Annotated in this window: 13 protein-coding genes; 6 read left to right on the top strand and 7 right to left on the bottom strand. The window is 64.5% G+C overall.

Translation table 11 applies throughout. The features are described 5' to 3' along the window. Positions 1-10: 10 nt before the first annotated feature. Both IPM18_17340 and IPM18_17335 read right to left on the bottom strand, forming a co-directional pair. Positions 11-898 carry a nucleotidyl transferase AbiEii/AbiGii toxin family protein gene (locus tag IPM18_17340; GenBank protein ID MBK9121346.1) on the bottom strand — a complete coding sequence of 296 codons (888 nt, stop codon included), beginning with the start codon at positions 896-898 and terminating at the stop codon, positions 11-13. Then, positions 895-1,500: a type IV toxin-antitoxin system AbiEi family antitoxin domain-containing protein gene (locus IPM18_17335; protein ID MBK9121345.1), complete on the bottom strand. Its 606-nt coding sequence runs from the start codon at positions 1,498-1,500 to the stop codon at positions 895-897. Before IPM18_17335 ends, IPM18_17340 begins: the two co-directional genes overlap by 4 nt. A 562-nt stretch (positions 1,501-2,062) precedes the next feature. Here IPM18_17335 and IPM18_17330 point away from each other — a divergent pair. Continuing rightward, a complete protein-coding gene (locus IPM18_17330; GenBank protein MBK9121344.1) occupies positions 2,063-2,764 on the top strand; it encodes a hypothetical protein in 702 nt (233 codons plus the stop codon). Between the two features lie 3 nt (positions 2,765-2,767). On the opposite strand, the gene IPM18_17325 is transcribed toward IPM18_17330, so the two are convergent. Next, positions 2,768-5,278 carry a helix-turn-helix domain-containing protein gene (locus IPM18_17325; protein MBK9121343.1) on the bottom strand — a complete coding sequence of 837 codons (2,511 nt, stop codon included), beginning with the start codon at positions 5,276-5,278 and terminating at the stop codon, positions 2,768-2,770. A 174-nt stretch (positions 5,279-5,452) separates the two neighbouring features. After that, positions 5,453-5,698, bottom strand: a complete 246-nt coding sequence (locus IPM18_17320) for a helix-turn-helix transcriptional regulator (protein ID MBK9121342.1) — start codon at positions 5,696-5,698, stop codon at positions 5,453-5,455. 393 nt (positions 5,699-6,091) lie between these two features. On the opposite strand from IPM18_17320, the gene IPM18_17315 reads away from it, so the two are divergent. From IPM18_17315 to IPM18_17295, 5 genes are all read left to right on the top strand, one after another. Beyond that, positions 6,092-7,456: a hypothetical protein gene (locus tag IPM18_17315; GenBank protein ID MBK9121341.1), complete on the top strand. Its 1,365-nt coding sequence runs from the start codon at positions 6,092-6,094 to the stop codon at positions 7,454-7,456. Continuing rightward, positions 7,456-14,304, top strand: a complete 6,849-nt coding sequence (locus tag IPM18_17310) for an RES domain-containing protein (protein MBK9121340.1) — start codon at positions 7,456-7,458, stop codon at positions 14,302-14,304. Before IPM18_17315 ends, IPM18_17310 begins: the two co-directional genes overlap by 1 nt. 504 nt (positions 14,305-14,808) lie before the next feature. After that, a complete protein-coding gene (locus tag IPM18_17305; GenBank protein MBK9121339.1) occupies positions 14,809-16,902 on the top strand; it encodes a hypothetical protein in 2,094 nt (697 codons plus the stop codon). Then, entirely contained in the window at positions 16,899-17,186 is a 288-nt protein-coding gene (locus tag IPM18_17300) for a hypothetical protein (protein MBK9121338.1), read from the top strand. Before IPM18_17305 ends, IPM18_17300 begins: the two co-directional genes overlap by 4 nt. 529 nt (positions 17,187-17,715) lie before the next feature. After that, the gene (locus IPM18_17295) at positions 17,716-18,072 is read left to right on the top strand and encodes a hypothetical protein (protein MBK9121337.1); all 357 of its coding nucleotides are present in this window, start codon (positions 17,716-17,718) and stop codon (positions 18,070-18,072) included. Between the two features lie 132 nt (positions 18,073-18,204). Here the strand turns inward: IPM18_17295 and IPM18_17290 are convergent, their stop codons facing one another. The 3 genes from IPM18_17290 to IPM18_17280 form a co-directional block, all read right to left on the bottom strand. Further along, complete coding sequence (locus tag IPM18_17290; GenBank protein ID MBK9121336.1) at positions 18,205-18,486, bottom strand: hypothetical protein; 282 nt, start codon at positions 18,484-18,486, stop codon at positions 18,205-18,207. Positions 18,487-18,644: 158 nt separating this feature from the next. After that, on the bottom strand, positions 18,645-19,265 hold the full coding sequence (locus IPM18_17285; GenBank protein MBK9121335.1) for a DUF2924 domain-containing protein: 621 nt from the start codon (positions 19,263-19,265) through the stop codon (positions 18,645-18,647). A 34-nt stretch (positions 19,266-19,299) separates the two neighbouring features. Continuing rightward, a complete protein-coding gene (locus IPM18_17280) occupies positions 19,300-19,578 on the bottom strand; it encodes a hypothetical protein (GenBank protein ID MBK9121334.1) in 279 nt (92 codons plus the stop codon). Positions 19,579-19,621 lie beyond the last annotated feature (43 nt).

Genomic DNA, 19,621 nt, shown 5'->3' with positions numbered 1-19,621 from the left:
ATCTCGTTCGTCACTTTCCGAGCGTCAGCGCGTTGGCTTTGATCATCGCCAACTCTACCCGTGTCCAGATTGTGTTCACGACCTCCCCCAGGTCCGCAGGCGCGTCTTCGATTCTCAGCCGCCGCAGAAACTCTGGCCAGCGCCGTTGTGCGATCGGATCACGCACGAACTCGTCGGAGAGTCCCGTCGGAGCGCGATCCGGCACGAGCGTCTTCCGCCGTTGAAATGTGGCGGCGATCGCCTTCGCGAGTGCGTAGCTGTCGGGGTCGAACAGCCGGAGGATTGCCAGCAGGTCGTAGTAGTCCTTCATGCGGCTGTTGGCCATGCCGAGCTTCACGATTGCCTCGAGCTTCTCCGCGATCACCGCCTCTGGCGGATACATCCGCAGCTTCGGTGCCTCCTGGTCGAGCAGCGTCGGAAACGGCTCGACCTTTGGCTGCGGCAGAATAGCGTCGCCGAACCCGACGTCGACCTGCATGTGTATGCGGGCGTCGCCGAGCATCGCGACGAGCTTGGCGCGAATGCCGCCGTATTCCTGCTCTTCGCGGATTTCCGCTGCCGTGACCGAAGCCGGATCGAACTGCAGGCCGTCGTCCGGAACGACCGTGGCGATGATCTGCCGCACCGCAGTGGCGACGGCGTCGGGAGTGGGGTCGCCGAACCCGAGCAGGTCGAGGTCCTTGGTCGGCCGGTGCAGGTCTGCCGCCCACACGCGAAACAGCATGGCGCCCTTGAGCACGAAGCGATCGGCGAGCGTGGACTTGGACAGGCGGTACAGGAAACGCTCGATCGCGTACTGCGTGAGCAGCGCGTTGTAATCAGCGCCGCGGCCCTGACTCAGGTTGAGCAGACGCCGGCGGACGGACGCCGCCATGTTTGTGACGCCCTTGTCCTTCACGCGAGCGACTCCATGTACGGTCGCATGATGTTTGCTACCCGGTCGATTTTCGCGAAGCGGTAGATTTCGTCCATCGTCGCCTTGCGCTGGCGCCAGCAGTCGCGCAGCGCCTCGATGGCGACGTCGGTCCCGACCTGCCTGCGGTACTTGAAGCAGTCGGCAACCGTCTTGGCCGGCGCGGTGATGCACACGTCGACTCCCTCGATCTCATGGACATCGACACCCTCGGTGAGCCCGGCGCCCGAGGCACGAATCACACGCACCGGCGGATGTTCGATCTGCGGACGCCAGGCCGTTTGGCCGATCATGATCCAGATCTCGAACGGGTTTTGCGTCGTGAGCTCGTGAAACCGCAGCGCCGACAGCAGGCAGACGATCGCCTTCGGCGCCCGCTTTGCGACCGCGGCCAGATCCGTGTGCTCGGTCGGCTCGTACTCCGGCACCGTGTACACGCCGCGCGATCGACGTACCAGCAGCCCGGTGTCGACCAGACGTTTCAGTATGGTGCGCGGCACGCGCAGCCGGTCCAGGTCGCGCGGGCGGACGAACCCGTATTCGCGAGCGTGGCGAAGCAGCCGTTCTGCCTGTGGTGCGATCGCCATGATGGCCCTTGTTACGATTCCTCTGCAACTACCAGTATCGGCAGAGGTTTCGTAACACGGTACCCCCAGGGCGTCCCGCGATCAAGTGCCCGACGGAGCCAACCTGTTTGAACGCAACAACTTGTTAACCGCGCGGTGGCGACGTTAACTCCCCGGTCAAATACCGAACAGGCAGGTCAACGGCCGGGCGATCGTAAGTCATTTATCCGCAACAGGTTACATCGGATGTTATCCCCGAACGCAACCCTTATACGAACTCTCTCCGCTGCCGAGAGTGAGAGCGCCGGCTTCCGGCCGTTTAACAGGCGACGGTTCGAGGGCGCGGCTGGCCCGGCGAGCGTCAAGCCGCTGCCAATGGTGCTGGCCGCCGGCCCCACGCCCGCCCACCGCAACGCCATCCCGCCGTCCGGCGACGGCGTCCCACTGTCGCCGTAATCCTACGCCGAACACGCCGTGTCCCGGCACCCCGGCCGTGTGACAGCCAGGCGCGGGCATTGTGCGAGCCCATCCGTTCTGCTACGTTTCGGCCATGGGTTCCGCTGTCGTTGACATCTTCTGCGAGATGGTCCGCGCCTGCCGCGCCGGCGACTGCATGCGGCCGCGGAGCGCGAACGACAAGGAGTACTTCGCCCAGGACTGGTTCATCGATCGGCTGAACGCGCTCGGCGTTCCGTTCGAGCAGCAAGGCCGCAACAGCTACCCGGACTTTTGGGTGGGCGCGGACCCGGAAATCGCCGGCTGCGAGATCAAGTCCCTCGCCTTTGCGAATGGCCGCCCCGCACGCACGACGATCGACTTCAACAGCACGATCCCATCCGGCCGCAAGCTCGGACGGGACGTGTTCCTCGTTTTCTGCCTCTACGAGGGCCGGGGGCAGGATCGGCCCGTGCATAGCCTGAGCCTCGCGCATGGCGATCTGATCAACTGCGACCACGAACTCGCCGATGAGCACCTGAACGTCGCGGTGCACGATTTCGGTTCGTTCGCGGACGGCTTCATCCGCAACCGCAAAATGTACGTCTTTCCGCACCCGATCGCGATTGACGAGAGCGGGCTCGGCCGCCAGCGACTGATCGTGCCGGCTGGTTGGGAGCTTGCGGATTCTCGCCTCCGGCGGGTCCATCGGATCTCGCGCCGGATCGCCGCCGAGACGATCGACCGCTACAGCATCCGGCTGCGCGGGCGCGGCGAAGCGGAAGTAGAGAAGACCCCCGCGCCAAACGCCGGGCGCGTGCTGGAATTCGACGTGTTCGAGGCGGCGTAGCCGCTACGGCTGCTCGGGATCGCTGAACAACGCGAGTTGCCGGCCTTCTTGTCGAGACGAGGCGGCGGGTTTCGTGTCCACAGCCTGCGACTCCCAGACCGTCTCGATGACCGCCTGCGCGTCGGAAACGAGGACTGCGAAGCTGTCCTCCAAATCCCGTGCATCCCGGCCCGCCGACAGATCGACCAGCAGTTGGCTCAGCAGGACAATGCGCACGTCTCCCCGCGAGAGCCGCCGTCCTGCGCTATTGAACCGCGCGACGCTCGCGGCGGTGCTGCGTTGTGCGGCGGCAAGTGCCGCGGCCGGCTTGGCTCGCTGGCGCGCGTCCCGACCTCGTTTTACGCACACCAGCAGCACGTCGAGATCGATCGGCTCCTTCGCCTGACTCTTCGGCGCGGCCACCGACATCTCGGACTTCACCGGTTGGCTCTGGATCAGCGCGAAGCCGGCGCCGGCAATCGCGCCGGCCAGTGCGGTCCACCCCTCTTCCCGCGAGTGGTGGTAGCTGAACACGAGTCGCCCATCGTCGCGCAGCACGCGGCAGCACTCCGTAAAGACGGCCCGCAGCTTGGTCGCGAAGGCGGCCGGGTCGGTGTCCTGCACTTCCGCCACGGCGCGCGTCGTGCCGTTCGTCTTGCCCCCGCGCCGATCGAACAGCGTCTCCTGCCACACATGGAAGAAGTCAGCCAGCTCCGAGTAGTGCACATTGTCGAAAAAGGGCGGGTCGGTCACGACGAGGTCAACACTCGCATCCGGCAAGTCGGTCTGCGCGGAGTCGCCACAAGCGAGATAGAGAGCGCCCGGCGGCAAGCCGGCCGACGGCCAGCGGTCATACACGCGCCCGCCCATGGGTGGACTGAGGCGGAAGACCTTCGAGCCTCGCGCGGCACGGCCGTCGTGCGCCACCGCGACCTCGAACGGCGCCTCGCGGTAGTGGATCGCTCGCAGCACCCGGGAACGATACAGCGTCGAGAACGCTCCCGAACTGGCCGGGGTGCCCCAGACGTTCGCCTCGATCGGCATGCGCTCCGGCTTGAGAACATGGTGCGAGAACATGTGCCGAACCGCACCCGTCCCCTCGCCCTTGTAGGAGGCGAACATGTTGTTGAACTCGAGCACGCCGGAGAACAGGAGCGCCAGCACGTCGCGTTCCGCCCCCGCCGGCAACTCGCGGATGCCTTGGGCCAGTGTGCCCAGCGCCAGGAGCTGCCGATCGTTGAACAGCTCGTGCCAGTAGCGATATCCGTAGTTGAGAATCTGCTTGGTGTTGTAGCCCGCTTCGATCGGCACGCGCGGGATCGGCAGGCCCGACGAACGCAGTTGCGCGGACGCACGCTCGTAAGCCGCAAGGTCGTCGGGCGTGGCTGGCAGGTACTCCTTTTCGCCGTTCTGCCGCAAGACGAGCTTCGCGTAGAGCCGATGTGCGGGAGGGCGTCCTGCCGCCCGCGCCGTGGCGGCCAGAGGAAACTCGTGCGTGCAGGCTCGGCAAACCGCGGTCGTGCGGCGCGCGGGGCCGGCGAGTGGGTCGAACCCCCCCTTGCACTTCGGGCAGCGTGCCCGCTGATCTTGTGCCCCGATCGCGAACACCGCGCCGCAGTCTGGGCACAGGCAATGCACCGGCGCGGTGCGTGACATGGCATGTCGTGTAAACACGTACCGCGGAAACAGATCCACGGCTGCCGCGCATGCCGGGCAGTCCAGCACCTTGACCCAGAAGTAGTACAGCACGTCGCACGGCTGACCGCGTCGATCGGTGCTGCGATACAGCCGTTGCAGCTTCGGAGCGACCGATCGACTGAGGCAGTCGAAGTGCCGGGCGAGCTGCTCCCGGTCGATCGGTCCCAGCGCCGTACGCACCAGACGGTAGGCGACGGGGTTGATGTCGCGGCCGATCGCCGTGCATCCAAGCTTGTGCGCCTCGCCGATCGTGGTGCCGCTCCCCATGAAGGGGTCGAAGACGGTCAGACCGTCGAGCCGTGTCGGGCGGTAGAACCAATCCAGCACCGACTCGCCGCGTGGCAAAGCCGCGGCGAGGATTGCCGCTCGAAACACCGATCCCAGTCGCTGGGCCCACCACTTGTGCAGGTGGTAGACCGGCCGGTATACCTCCTTGCGCCAGCTTTCGGCTTCGGCGATGTCGCTGACTTCCTCGAACGGGAAGCCGTCGTCGATCGCCCGGGGCTGGCCGGCCCTCACCGTCGGGGGTCGCACGATCGCGATGGCATTGTCCGCCGCCCAGCCGAGCTGCTCGCGCAGCGCGATCGCGGCGGCGTGTGGCCGCTTCGCCAGCGCCTCCCGAAGCTGGTCGGGCAACCGGCCCGCCAGCAGCCGAAGCTCGGCGTCGTCGCACACCAAGGCGGCGGCGAGTTTGCCCAGAATCTCGTCCGACGGTGCGATCTTACCCGTCTCCACGCGCGACAGGTACGCCACGTCGCAGCCGACCGCCTGGGCCAGGGCGCGGAGCGATACCGCCGCGGCCTGCCGTCGTTCGCGGATGAAGGATCTGAGTTCCATAACGGGCGCTTGTACCGGGCGTTGATCGAAGAGTCAACGCGGTGGCTGGCGGGTCCGCGTGGGGCGGGTCGGCAGCGCTGCAACATACGTCCGGGCCGCACTTCCAGAATGTGGTCGCTCTCAGCGAGATCGCCCGCGGAGTCGTGGTGGACGCGCTCGGCTCTCCGCGCACGTTCAGAAACGCCGGCGGATGAAGCGGTCGAGGGCGAGTAGAGGATCGGTCCGGCACGCCTTGACCCAGGCGAGGAACTCGGTCACGTCGACCCGCCGATTGGCGGTTTCGCAATTGTAGACGTAGCTCTGCGGCTTGCGGAGCCGCTTGCCCAGCGCGCGCTGCGTCAGGCCCGCCTCTTCCCGCAGCGTTCGCAGGAACGCGGGCAGCGAGCGGTAAGAGGTGGCGTGCTGGGACTTCGTGGCCATTCTGACCCGATCTTGAGGTCAGGCTTCCTTGACACGAGTTCCGTGTCACGAGGTAGAATGGTCACGGCGTCCCTCGATCACGCTCGGCGCCATCGGGGCGTTCCCGAATTGGCGGTAACGGCAGGGCCGGGCGGGAGTCGGGGCAGAATGGCGATTCGCGGCGTCCTGCGAACCGGTTCAACGTCGTCCGCGGAGCCGGGAGCCGCCGGAGCTGCCCGGTTGGGCCGCTTGGTGAAGGCCCGCGATTCGCGGGGACGTAACGCAACACGAACGCGATCTTGGCTTGGATGGCCGGCTGGATCGCGGTAGACTATCGGGCGTCCGAGATGAACCTGCCTACCAGCGTCTCCGCCGCAAGGCAGCGCTGGCGCAAGAGCAAACGGAGGTGGCGCGATGAAATGCAAACCTTGGCCGAGTGCAACGATCCTGTTGGTGGTAGTGGCTGCGTTGAGTGTAACGGGGGCTTGGTCACGCGCCGACGATCGAGGCCCTCTCAAGGCGAGCGAGTTGGGGATCGATCTCAGCACGTTCGCCCCGCAGCGGGCGATGGTCGAAGCCGAGCTGACCAAGGACGAGAGCGGCCGGTTCACGCGGGCCGATTTGTTGGCCATGCTTGGCCGTTCCAGTGCTGCAAGCGGCAACTTCGAGCTGAGCGCTGCGGCCTACGTGACATTCCTGGACGAATTCGGCGCGGATCACCCGTACAGCGAGCAGGTCGCACTACGGTTGATCGACAGTCTGGCGCCGCTCGACACGGAACGGAGCGGCCTCGGCTGCACGTCTCACGGCCCGGAGTTCATGCCTGCTTGGAAGGGGGATGTCGTCGTCGAACGGGCTCAAGTGGCACGAGCGGTCCAGGTGTGCGAATACATCTGTAACGCGAATGTCAGTGCGACAACGAAGCGAGATGCACTGCTGAGGGTGGGTTGGTTGCATCGGGCCCTTGGCGATTGGGTTGCCTCGACCCGCGCCTGGGATCGTTGTGCCGACGCAGGCGCGGGAACAGCAACGGGCGCACGCGCTCGCTGGTTGGCGGCAGAGAATCTCGAACTGCTCGGCGACGTTCAAGGCGGCGTCAGTCGGTTACGGCTTCTGCTCAAAGATGGCGTAACTGGCGCTCGGGCGACCGCGATTGAGCGGAGGATCGCGCAGCTTGAGCTTGAGGCGCGCTGGGGCGCGCAGGAAGGGGGGGATCCAATTGACGTCCTCCAGCAACAGATCAGCGCGGCATCGACAGCGGACTCGCCTCAGCGAATGTACCGGTTGTACCTGGACTGGCTGCGACGTAGAGGTGACGCACAGGCGCAGGCGCGACTGGCACAATGGGCCCTGACGCAGTCGACGTGGTCGAATGAGATGCGAGCGGAGTGCGGCCGGGATCTGGCGCTGGCCCTAGCTGCTGAGTCCGCGGCCCCGCGAGATGCGAAGCGCGCGGCAGCCGTGGCGCTGCAGGTGGCGATAGGCCTGGAACCGAATGCCGAACGCGCCAGGCGTGACGGCTTCCGGCGCATCCAACTGCTGCGAGAGAGCGGCGACATCGACGAGGCGACGAGGGAACTGGCGGGCCTGCGAAACGCGGTGCCTGGCGATGCCCTGTGGGAGCCATTGCTGCTGGCTGAGATGGTGCGGTTGGCAGTAGCCAAGCGTGACTTCGTAGACGCAGCGGACGCACTCCGGCAGGTACGGTCGAAGTACCCGGAACTGCCGACACTTGCAGAGCTCGACGCACTGCTGAGCACCGCAGGGGAGGACAAGTAATGAACACCGCACGTGCATACCTGGCAGCCCTGCTCTTCTCGCTGCTTGCGATAGGGTACTCTGCAAAGGCCCAGATTCACGGCGTCGAAGGCGACGATGTGCTGAACGCGCCCTATCGGGGCACCATTGATTCGCTGCGCGAAGCCACGATGGACATCGGCTACGGTGAGGTCATCAGCCACATCGAGGCGGTCTACTCGAGCCTGAACATTGACAGCACCTACCCACTCTATGTGTGGCATGACCCAGTCGCGGGCGAGCCGTGGGACCGCAGTGTGCTGCGGCTGTACTCTGGCGTAGATGCTTCGGGCATCGAGATCGATTTGACGAATCGTACGGATCAGGCATCGGCCTACCAGATTCAGTCTCCCCTGACGGCCGAGCGGTTTTCCTTCCGCGCCATGAACACGAAGACGCTGGCGCAGCAGCATTTCGTGCTCAAGTTCCGGTATAAGCTGGGCACTGGCAGTCCAACAACGTTCACACGCCATGTGCGCGTTGCACCGACGACGGCGACGTTCTTGAACGTGCCTGCTGAGAGCGAGGCGTTTCACTACGGGACACCGCTGCTGACGGTGGCTGTTGGCAACGCGCGTCTCGTCGTTCGTAGCGGTGTCACTGCCGACATGATCGGGGCCGCGTACGTATACCGGCGCACTATGAGCTCTGCGGTGGCGCCACGTTACGACGTCGTCTTGCCTGGCGCTGCGGAGTCGCTTTTCATTCAGGACGTGCGGCAGTTTCGAAGGGGATCCGATAGCAATCCGTACTCCAAATCGGCGTACGGTACGCCCTGGCCCGGTCACTGGATTGGCTATCGCGTGTGGTCCGGTGATGTCTTCGGTCGGGATGCGACGTGGTTCGACGTGGGTAGCTACCCAAGCGCTACCAGCACCGGCTGGATCGCGCGAATTTGCCCCCTTAATCTGTCGGCTACGCACCCGGCAGCACAGCAATACACGTATGACCAGAACAACCGCGTCACGAGCATCCGCGACGGCGGAACGCCGAACAACACCATCACGCTGACGCGGAATCCAACCACGGGTCATGTGGAGTCGATCTCGACGTCTGATGGACGAAGCTGGGCGGTCCAAAGCGACACCGAAGGGCGCGTTACGGGCATTGTTCCGACTACTTCAGGCAACGGTGCCCGCTACTTCAAATACGTGAACTCCACTGACCCGGCCACCATGTACCGGATCACGCAGGTGCGTCTCGGAGCGGGCACGGGCGGCGACCCCCACGACCCGGATCTCGGTGACGAGATCATGTACAAGTTTGTCTACGATGCCGATGGTGACCTGCGTGAAGAGTGGCGCCACGTCGATGGTGCGCTTCGGAAGGTGGTCGAGCATGTGGTTGCCGACGATCATCATCGATATCGCAAAGACTGGTTCGGCACGGGCGGCAGCTCATATCGCCTCCGCGACTTCCATTACGAAAACACCGGCGATCCGAACCGACCGCTGGCTCACCGCCTAGCTAGCATCACAACCTACTCCGAGCCGGCGGGTGGTGGGACTTCATACACGACGACATTCGTTCATCAGGTTGGGCAGCCCACTGATCCACCGAATTCGGCTGGCACGATGGTGTTGGACCATGTTGATCTTCCGGACGGCACGACAGTCGGGTACGAGTACAACAGCCACATCGGTACGCAGTCCTGCAATTTCGGTTTGAGAAGCAAGGCCATTCACACCGGTAGCAGCGGCACGTTGGTAACCTACGATATCGACTACGAATTCTTCTATTCCGTCGGCTCGAACACGCGTCTGTTCTACGCGCCACGCGTAGTCCGCGAGCGCGACGGACGCGGAGCCGCGACGGAAATTGTGAGTGATTACGAGAACGGCGATAGCGACGAGAATAACGACGGCTTGAAGGGCGAGGACTCAAACCACCTGCTTCGTCGCACCGGTCCGACAATCACGTTGGGTTATTCTGGCACGCGCACGCCCGAGACTCGTTACTTCTATTATGACGACAGTGATCCTGATCCACATGTGAAACGGGTGCTGAAGCGCGTCGAGACCGACTACGCATCGGGCGCCCTCCGCGACGTCAGCTACCAGTACGACTCCTTGCTCCGTCGAACATTCGAGACGGTTGCGCCGGGCGGCAGCGCCCTGGTCACCGAGTACCAGTACGTCGATGACGCCTCGACACAGGATCGGATCGTCATCGATCCGGATGATTACTGGACGAAGACTCAGTTTGATCCTGACGGTCGTGTCTGGAAGATCATCCGGTATCTGAGCCCGGGCGGCGCAACCGGGAACTACTACCAGATCGAGCACGTCTACGATGCCAACGGTCGACTTGATCAGCAGTTAGTCGACAACAAAGACCAGAGTGGTGTGGCCATTTCGGGCGAGACGAACCCGATCGTTACGGAGTACACGTACGATCGGCTGGGCCGTCTCACGCAGATGGTCGTGGACCCCGCGAACATCGGCACGACCAGCCACTTCGCGTACAACTGGTTGGGACAGACGACGCGGCTGTACGACACGTCTGGGCGCGGCGTGAAACGCGTCTTCGACGGTCGGGGGCTGGTCGAGGAGGAGATCCCGCTGGCTGCGGGCCAGGTGGAAGTGCCGGCGCTGACCACGACGTTCACGTACGACGCGGTTGGCCGCCTGCGCTTCACCGATCGGCCTACCGGCGCCCAGGAGGAGATCGCCTACGATGATTTTGGCCGAGTGGACAAGCGGATCAGGCACCCTGGCCCCGACGGTGGCGCGACGATCACGACGGACCACGATTACGATGCCGCCAGCCACCTGACCCGCACCTACGTGTCCGAGTTCGATGGTTCGACGACGTACGGCCTGTCCGACACGACACACCAGTACGACGAGGGTGGGTTCCGGTACGAGACCCGCCAGCGAATCGTAGCCGGCGTGGACAATGGAACCGATCCGATCACCGGACGCAGTGGCGACCCGCTCATGCAATGGAAATTCGACTGGGCTGGCAACGTCACCGAGGAACGGTCGCTCGGCGACGCCACGACGGGTGGCCAGGACCGCGTCATCACGACGACCTACGACGATGCCAACCGCGTCGAAGAGACCACCGATTCGGAGAGCGGCCAGACCATCTACGCCCGTGACGATCGCGGCAATGTGGAACAGCTTCAGGTCAAGCTCGCCGGCGCCGCCTACGCGCTGACCGACACCGTGTACGACGCCCTCAGCCGGCCGACGCGCGTCACCGACCCAGAAGACGCCAGCGGGCTGCGCCACTATCACGAGCGCTTCTACGATTCGCGCGGCAACCTGCGGCGCGAGACGGCGAAGGACTCCGCTGGCACTCCGATCCAGACGACGATCTTCAAGTATGACGCCGCCGGCCGGATGCAGTATCAGGCGGTGCTCGCTGACGCCACGCGCACGACGCTCCAAAGCCGCGCCGTGGATCGCGTTGTCGATTTCGTGTACGACGCCGACGGCCGGCTCCAGATCCGTAAGACTTACAGCGCGAATTCGCCGATAGCGCTTGAGGCGGCAACCGCCTACGACGACCTGGGCCGCGTCGAGTACGTCTACGATGCCAGCCTCGGTTACACGAAGAACCTGTACGACGCCGCCAACGGCCGGCTCGCCGCGCGCGAGATTCGCGACTGGTTGGGCGCCGGTGGCCTGCGGACCGTCACGTTCGACTACGACGGCCATGACCGAATCATCGAGCAGACGGCTGCGGGCGCTGCCGGTGTGGGTGATCTGGTCACTACGTTACAGCTTGACGGACTGAACCGGACCATCCGGGTCACAGACCCGAAGGGAGTCACCACGCGGACCGATTACGACCTCACCGGTCAGCGCGTGGCGGTCGTCGAAAACGAAGGCGGCGACGAGCTCAAACGCAGCACGTCGTACAACTACAACCGGCTCAACCAGCTCATCACGCAGACAGCCGCCAACAAGGCGTCCGACGGCACGGCGCTCGCGGACCAGGTGACGCACTACCGCTACGACACGCTGGGTCGTCTGCTGCGCGCCATCTTCCCCGACAGCAGCGACGATCCGCAGAACGCTGCGTGTACCGACTGCGTCCGGATGACCTACGACGATGCCGGCCGCATGGACACGCGGCGCGACCAGCGCGGACTGGTGACGTCGTACGATTACGACGATCGCGGCCTGCTGCTGAGCCGAACCACTGGCGGAAACGTCGATTCGTTCGGATACGACGCGCTCGGCCGCATGCTCTCCGCCGATCGCGGCAGCGCGCAGGTTGACCGCGACTACACCGACCTGGGCGATATCGATTACGAGACGCAGACCTACGCCGCCGGCACGCCGCGCACCGTGGATTATGCCCACGACCAGGCCGGCAACCGCACTCAGCTTACCTATCCGAACAGCGTGGCCATCGACTACACGCACACGCGCCTCAACGGCGTGAAGACGATGGATATCGGCGGCTTGTTCGACGTCGCGTACAACTACCAGATCAGCGGCGTCTCGGGCGGCCTGCAACCCTACGAGGGCCGCTGGCCGGAGACCCGCCGCACGACCACCGATGCCGCCGGCGGCAACACGGTCTACGAAGTCGGCCTCGGCTTCGACATTCACCGGCGCTCCTCGCGGCAGAATAACCGCCTGGAAGTCGCCGGCTCGCCAACGACGATCGCCGACTACACGTACACGCACGATCTGGCGGGCAACCCGCTGACGCAGAGCACCAGCGGCATGAGCGCGTTTTCCGCCGACGATCGCACGTTCGCGGTGGACGACCTGGATCGGCTGATCGCGACGACGTATGCCGAGACCGCGGTCGACGAAGAGAGCTGGTTCGACCTGCTCGGCAACCGCGAGGCCCACATCGACCGTGCGCGGCAGACGTTCACGTACGGCGCGGTCAACGCCGCGAATGAGTATGCGTCGATCGACGACAACCCGCTGACGTATGACGCGGCGGGCAACCTGACCGTCGATGAGGACGGCCGGCAGTACTTCTACGACGAGTTCAACCGGCTGACCGAGGTCCGCACGAGCGGCAACGCCGTGCTGGTGCGGTACACCTACGACGCCCTGGGCCGACGGGTGCTGAGCGAGTTTTCGCCGAACGATCCGCCGAATGCGTACACGATCCGCTACGTGTATGACGGCCAGCGGATCATCGAGGAGCGCGATGGGGCCGATGCGCTGACGTTCTACCACGTCAACGGGGCGCAGTACATCGACGAGCGGATCGCGACGTACACGGTCACGGGCACGCGCTCGGGTGAGTTCACGTACTACCTGGCCGGGAGCAATTACTCGGTCACGGGCAGGGGCAACAGCGACGGCAGCGTAATCGAGCGGATCGACTTCGGCTCGGGCGGCGACTTCGCCAAGGGGCCGGCGGGCAGCTTCGCGCACGATGCCGAGCCGGACCTTGATATTGACCTGGCCGACTTCGCGAGCTTGCAGATCTGCTTCGGCACGACCGATCCGACCTGCCTGGACATCCACGATTTCGATCTGGACGGCGTCGCCGACGGCGTGATCGATATCGACGACTTCGACGCGTTCGCGCAGTGCATGAACGGGCCGGAATTGCCGCCGCAGCCGGGCTGCGCCGTGGTGCCGACGCTGCGGAACGGCACGCCGCCGCCGACGGGCACGTTCGCCCTGCACGGCCGGCCGATCGACGTGCTGGCGGACGGCAAGGTGCTGCTCTACGTCCGCGCCCGCTTCTACGACCCGCAGCACGGCCGCTGGTTCCAACGCGACCCAGCGGGGTTCATGGGCGGGCTCAACCTCTACGAATCGTTCGGCAGCAACGCAATCGCTCAGACGGACCCGCTTGGCCTGTTCGACCCCGAGTTGATGCGCTATTTCTTCGAGCTTCGGTATGGCCCACATGCCTCGGCGTTCTTGCGCCATCTCGAAGATCGCAGCGTATTCACGGTGTCCGGCTACCAGGATCGCTGGTGGTGGTGGGATCCAGACTGGTCTGTATCTCAGTGGGGTACAGCCGTCGGCACGATCTGGATTCGCGATGCGCTGCCGGATTGGGATGCGGCTGAGGCCCTATTCAACGCGCTGAATGACTCGGACATCCAGTGGCATTACCGCCGATGGATGCAGGAACAAGCGCTCGACGCGGGCGACCTCGATGCGTACGTCGCAGCCTACCAGGAGCATATGCGGGTAGGACTGCAGCAGGGCGCCGCCTTTGCGGCGATGGCTGCGGAACTGTATCTGGCGGGCATCAGCGTCGCGAGCGAGGGCGCCGACTGGGTTGTCACGATCTCGGACATTTCAGCGGGCAAGGCGAACTGGGCGACCGCGGCCGCCTTCCTGCCCTTGGTCAGCGCCGGCACGGTGAAGGTCGTCGGCTCGTCCGGCGAGCTTCTCGGCCGATTCGACACGGGCTCAGGCGCTTTTCGCGCGCTGAGCCGTCAGGGTGAGGAGTTGGGTGAGGCAGCGCGAGGGTTCCACGCAGCCCGAAGTGCCGATGTTGCGCAGAGCGTGCTGAGGGGTATTGATCCAAAGTACTTCGATCCTAAAGCCCGCTTCGGAGCGGCGTTTTACTTGGCGGAGCAACCGGGTACAGCGGTCGCCGAGTTAGCCAGTCGCGGGATCAATGCCACGCACGGCATCAGATACGCGCTCAGAGCACAGGCAATGAGGGTTCTGGACCTGACCGATGCCGCCACTGCAGCGCGGTGGGGTTACGCTGGTGGTGAGATCAGTGAAGCGACTATCGGCATTGGCAAACGAGCCCGAGAAGCTGGCTTCAATGTCATCAGATTTCCGTCCGTGCGCGGCGAGGGTGCGAATCTCGCCATATTTGCGAATTTCGATGACATCCTCGTCCCTCAAATGGTCAGTCCGGTGGCGCCGTGAGATTACCGCTGTATTTATTTAAGTGCGCAAACTGCGGCAATGAAGGCATTGCCCCGGAACTGACGGAAGTCTACGGGATGTTCGTTCTTCGAAGCGACAAGAGTGATCATAGCGCTTACTGCGATGCAATTCAGGATCCTGTATTCGAAGAATGCTCAGAACTCGTCAAGAGCTTCCTATCGGACACGGACTGTACTGACGCGATTCAATACGCATTTGGAGCGACCTGTGATCCTGCGCCAGACAACACGCTCTTTCGCATCGGCCGCCTTCCCCAGTGCCCCTCCTGTGGTCGTCACTATGCATCCTGGAGACCAGCCGACCCTCCGGCGACTGCAGAGGTTCCATTAGTTACGCATGATGAGTGGTTGCGCTTGAACCCCGAGGAGCGACGTGCACGCATTCGCGAGGATCTTCACAAAGGAGGATATCTACGTTCTCCATGATATCGTGAGCACGGTGAAGCCGACTTGTATCGGCATGATATTCGGGAACAGGCGATCAGTGCGCAAGCTCCATGCTCGGTTCGTACTCGTTGGCGTCATCGCCTTCGGCTTGGCCGCGAACGCCGAAGCGCACATCGACCGTGCGCGGCAGACGTTCACCTATGGCGCGGTCAACGCCGCGAACGAGTATGCCTCGATCGACAGCAACCCACTGACGTACGACGCGGCGGGCAACCTGACGGTCGATGAGGACGGCCGGCAGTACTTCTACGACGAGTTCAACCGGCTGATCGAGGTGCAGGACAGCGGCAACGCCGTGCTGGTGCGCTATACCTACGACGCGCTGGGCCGGCGGGTGCTGAGCGAGTTTTCGCCGAACGATCCGCCGAATGCGTACACGATCCGCTACGTGTATGACGGCCAGCGGATCATCGAGGAGCGCGATGGGGCCGATGCGCTGACGTTCTACCACGTCAACGGGGCGCAGTACATCGACGAGCGGGTCGCGACGTACACGGTTACGGGGACGCGCTCGGGCGAGTTCACGTACTACCTCGCCGGCAGCAACTACTCGGTCACGGGCAGGGGCAACAGCGACGGCAGCGTAATCGAGCGGATCGACTTCGGCTCGGGCGGCGACTTCGCCAAGGGGCCGGCGGGCAGCTTCGCGCACGATGCCGAGCCGGACCTTGATATTGACCTGGCCGACTTCGCGAGCTTGCAGATCTGCTTCGGCACGACCGATCCGACCTGCCTGGACATCCACGATTTCGATCTGGACGGCGTCGCCGACGGCGTGATCGATATCGACGACTTCGACGCGTTCGCGCAGTGCATGAACGGGCCGGAATTGCCGCCGCAGCCGGGCTGCGCCGTGGCGCCGACGCTGCGGAACGGCACGCCGCCGCCGACGGGCACGTTCGCCCTGCACGGCCGGCCGATCGACGTGCTGGCGGACGGCAAGGTGCTGCTCTACGTCCGCGCCCGCTTCTACGACCCGCAGCACGGACGTTGGTTCCAGCGCGACCCCAGCGGGTATGTCGACGGCGGGAATCTGTATGAGTCCTTCCGCGGGAATGCTGCACGCCACGTGGACCCGTCTGGCAGGGACGTGTGGGTCACTACCGACGCGCGCGAACTCACCGACGCCACCGGGCGCGAGTGGTGGGAGATCACCTACACGCGGCACCGCAACAAGCTCGACGTGGGCTACGTGTTCACGTTCTACCAGTGGTGGTGGGGCGATTGGAACAACGAGAACTTCAGCGAGAGCGAGCGGATCGTCGAGTACTTCCCGCGTCGGGAAGGTATCAACATCTGGAATCGCATTGCGGCCGAGCAGGAACGGCTGGTTGATGATTTTACAGCCAACGCCGATGCGAAGGCGTATCGCGACGCGATCGTAGTGGCCGCATCAGCCCCGATTCAGATCGCGACTGCCGGAACGGCCCAGACCCTTGTCGCGTCAGGTGCCGCCAAGATTGGTGTAAGCTCATCCACAGCCCTCGGTCGCGTTGCGATCTCGTCGGCAACCAACGCGCTTGTCACCGGTGCTGGCGAGGCGGGGGGCACCGCAGTCCTCGTCCCGTTCGGCGAAGCCACGCTCGGCGAGGTGGGTGAGGCCGGGCTTCGCGGGGCAGCATTCGGTGCGGTTACCGGCGGTGTCGGGCAGGGCATATTTGAACTATCTCCGACGCTGCGGAACGCGACGATGTCGCTTTCTCGCTCAGCGACCAGTCCCGCTGACGAACTGGCAGCCGCCCGATCATACGACCGATTCGCGGGCGTTCGTGAGGCGTCAGCGTATTTGCGGTCGCAAGGGGTCTCACGTGTGCGGCGGGTAGAGATTCTGCAGGCTTTCGAGCGCGGCACCATCAGTTTCCGGCAAGCGGGATCGTCCGAGTTCGGCCTCCGGTACTTCAGCGACCCAGCACGACCTGGAGGAAGCTGGCTATTTGAGACGTTCCCCGCCTCGCGTGCCACGCTGGCGCTGAAGCCTGAATGGAATGCCATGACCGGGTTCCGGCAGTTCCAGATCAGAGCCGGCACACCGATCATCCAAGGCAGAGCTGCACCGCAAGGCCCATATCTACCCGGTGGTCAGCCACAGAAGTTCATTCTGGACTGGCGGGCGAATCTGGTCGAGCCATGAGCACATCGGAACAGATTGCTAAGGTACGGAGTAAGCTCCTGACCGCCCTTGACGCCGTTCGGCAGGAGCTCGCTAAGTTCCGCGCGGGTGAGCCCGCCGTCGGGTCGGAGCGCGAACTGCTCGTTGTTATCGACGGCCTTGAGGAGATGCTGTCCGGATTGACCAATGCTCAACGCCCCCAAGCTCCGGGAGTAGGCCACATTGTCGTTGACACGTGGCCGCTCCACTCGCCTGTGGGCGAGCGAGTTCTGGAGGCTGAGTACGCCTATGAGAGGCTGAAGTAGTGGGGTCCGCTCAGGAGCCGCTCAGACAGCGAGCCTTCTGCGGCTACCGCCCAAGACCGTGTTGTTTCTGTCGGAAGCGACCGTTCCACTGAGCCCTGGAGGCTGGTAACATGGCATCACCCAACCTCCATCTTGCAGCGAACGGAGTTGGCCTACTGGCTATCTGGGGCGCGAGCGCATGGCTCGTTTGGGCGTTCGCCCCCTGGGGCTTTGTCGCACGCGGTGTGTGTTCGTTACTGGCATTCGTGCCTGCAGCGTACATTGCCCATCGCATCCTGCCACGTGTGACTGGGCCAATCCTCGATCGGGTGTTTCCAGATGCGAGTTGACTTGCCTCATTGGCCAGCGAAAACCGGCTGTACGGCTCGACCCAGTGATCGCTGACCCGGCGAGGTAGCATGCGAGAGCCAGTCGGAGTGCGCGTGGAGGCGGCAACCAGCACTGTATATGTTCCGATGCATTCCGTCAGCGATCCACTGCTGGCGCCCGGTGGTTGCTGGATGACCTTCGTGCCGGGGGGAGGCAGACCGTGAGGTTGAGGCGGATCGGCTTCTTCAACGACATGCCTTTGGAGGTCGCTTCCAAGACCTTGGCCGAACTGGTGCGGCCGGTCGCTGCACCGGATGAGGATCGCTGCATCACGTACCTTGAGAGCGGACACATCTTCCTACTATGTCCGGGCATCGCGCGCGATGCAGTTGATGCAGGTCACCCCATCATTGGTCCGCCCAACGTCCTCACTGATGGCACGTGGGCCTGGACGGCGGACGTGCCACACTATGTGCGCCGGCACCACATGCGGCTGCCGGAAGACTTCATAGAGTGGATGGAGCACGTGGGATGGCAAGTGCCAAAGGAGATAGATTTCAGCGCCCTGGAGCTGTAACGACCGTTCGACGATGCGTGCGGCAGCAAACGCCATGACCGGTTCCCGGCAGTTCCAGATCAGGCATGGCACATGCTGCGGTGGCAGCCGTAGCCGGAGGACCCTCGGATACGGGCGCGGCGTAGGCCGCCGCTATTTACCGCACCCCTTGCAGCCACTTCGAGCCGGCGCCGCCTCCGGACGCGCAGATGGGGCCAAGCCGTGCAGTGTCGACAGCAGGACAGCTGCGCCGGAGTAGGCGGCGGCGGAGAAGAACCAGGCCGCCGGGGCGGTGATGCCAGCCGTGGCGGCATACGTCAGGACCGCCGTCCAGAAGGTCTGGCAGGCCCAGCAGCCGAGGAGGTATTGAAGGGCGCGCCACGGCAGCGACGTTCGTGACAGGCGCTGGAGTTCGGCACGGCGGGCGCCTCGCATTCGTCGCTGCACTTGATTCCCAATTCATCCGTTGCAGCCTCCGATGGCGCGGCGCTCCTGCGTGATGGCCGGTCCATCCTGATCGCGGATTTTCCACAGCCCCCAGCCGCACTGCTGCACCGCCTGGCGGGCCGCCACGCTCGGGTAGCTCGCGAAGGTCACCGGCCACAGCCAGCGCGGGATCGACAGGCACGCCTCTCCGCGACACCCGCAACGCCTCCGCTTCGCGGCCGGCTGGTTGCGCTGTGTGCTGTGCTGTCGGTTGTCCTACGCTTGGCGATCCTGAAGAAGAGTAGCCCGTTCCAGTGCGAGCCGGTGATGATCTTGGCGATTGCACTCAGCGAGCGGAAGTGTTGGCCGTCGTACTCGAACCCATCGTGGCGGACTCGCACATGGTACGCCTGGCCGCGATACCGTCGTGTCAGAACCGTGCCCGGTGGCGGCACGCGCTCGTCGAGGACGGCGGGCGCGGGCCCCGGTTCGCCCCCACCGTTCCCGCCTACCGCGACGTTTACGCCGTTTCCCGCGTTGGCGACCGGCGTCCGTGGCGCGGTGGTCCGGAGGTCGGCGTCCCGGGCCAGAAACTCCGCCCGCCGGAGCGCACGCTCGGACAGGTCGCCCTCGGCCAGCGCCTGAATCCGCCACGCGATCCGCTTGAACAGCCAGTCCTTGTTCCCGGCCCGCGTAGGCTCGCCGAAGACGGATTCATACTTCTCGCGCAGTTCGCGAACGCTCATCTCGCGCAGGTCCGCCAGCTCTTTTCCGACGTTCATCGCCATGCGTTCTCTCCGTAACCCTTGCTCTCGCAAGTCGTTAACCACGCCGGCCATCAGGGCTACTTCGGCGGGAAAGCTCAAGGTGAGTTTCGCCAGATTCTGTCGAAATCTGCGACATGCATGCGGCGTGTGGCACGTCCGAATGATGCGGCTCGTCCGCCCGGGCCTGCTGGCCGGACGCCCGCGCGCGGGCGCTGAACGCTGCGCGCATGCGAATCATGCCGGCGGCGAGAATCGCTGCGACTTCGTGTAGCCGTTGCTCGGGTTGGAGGGTGGTAGAGTCAGTCGGATCGAACCGCGCGCGGCGAGCGGCCATGAGCATCTCCATTTGGACGATGCCCACGACGACCTTCGCTTTG

It is taken from the genome of Phycisphaerales bacterium (assembly GCA_016716475.1).
GTDB lineage: Bacteria > Planctomycetota > Phycisphaerae > UBA1845 > Fen-1342 > JADJWG01.
Note: the sequence above shows the minus strand (reverse complement) of the source record. Positions and strands in the feature narration are given on the sequence as shown.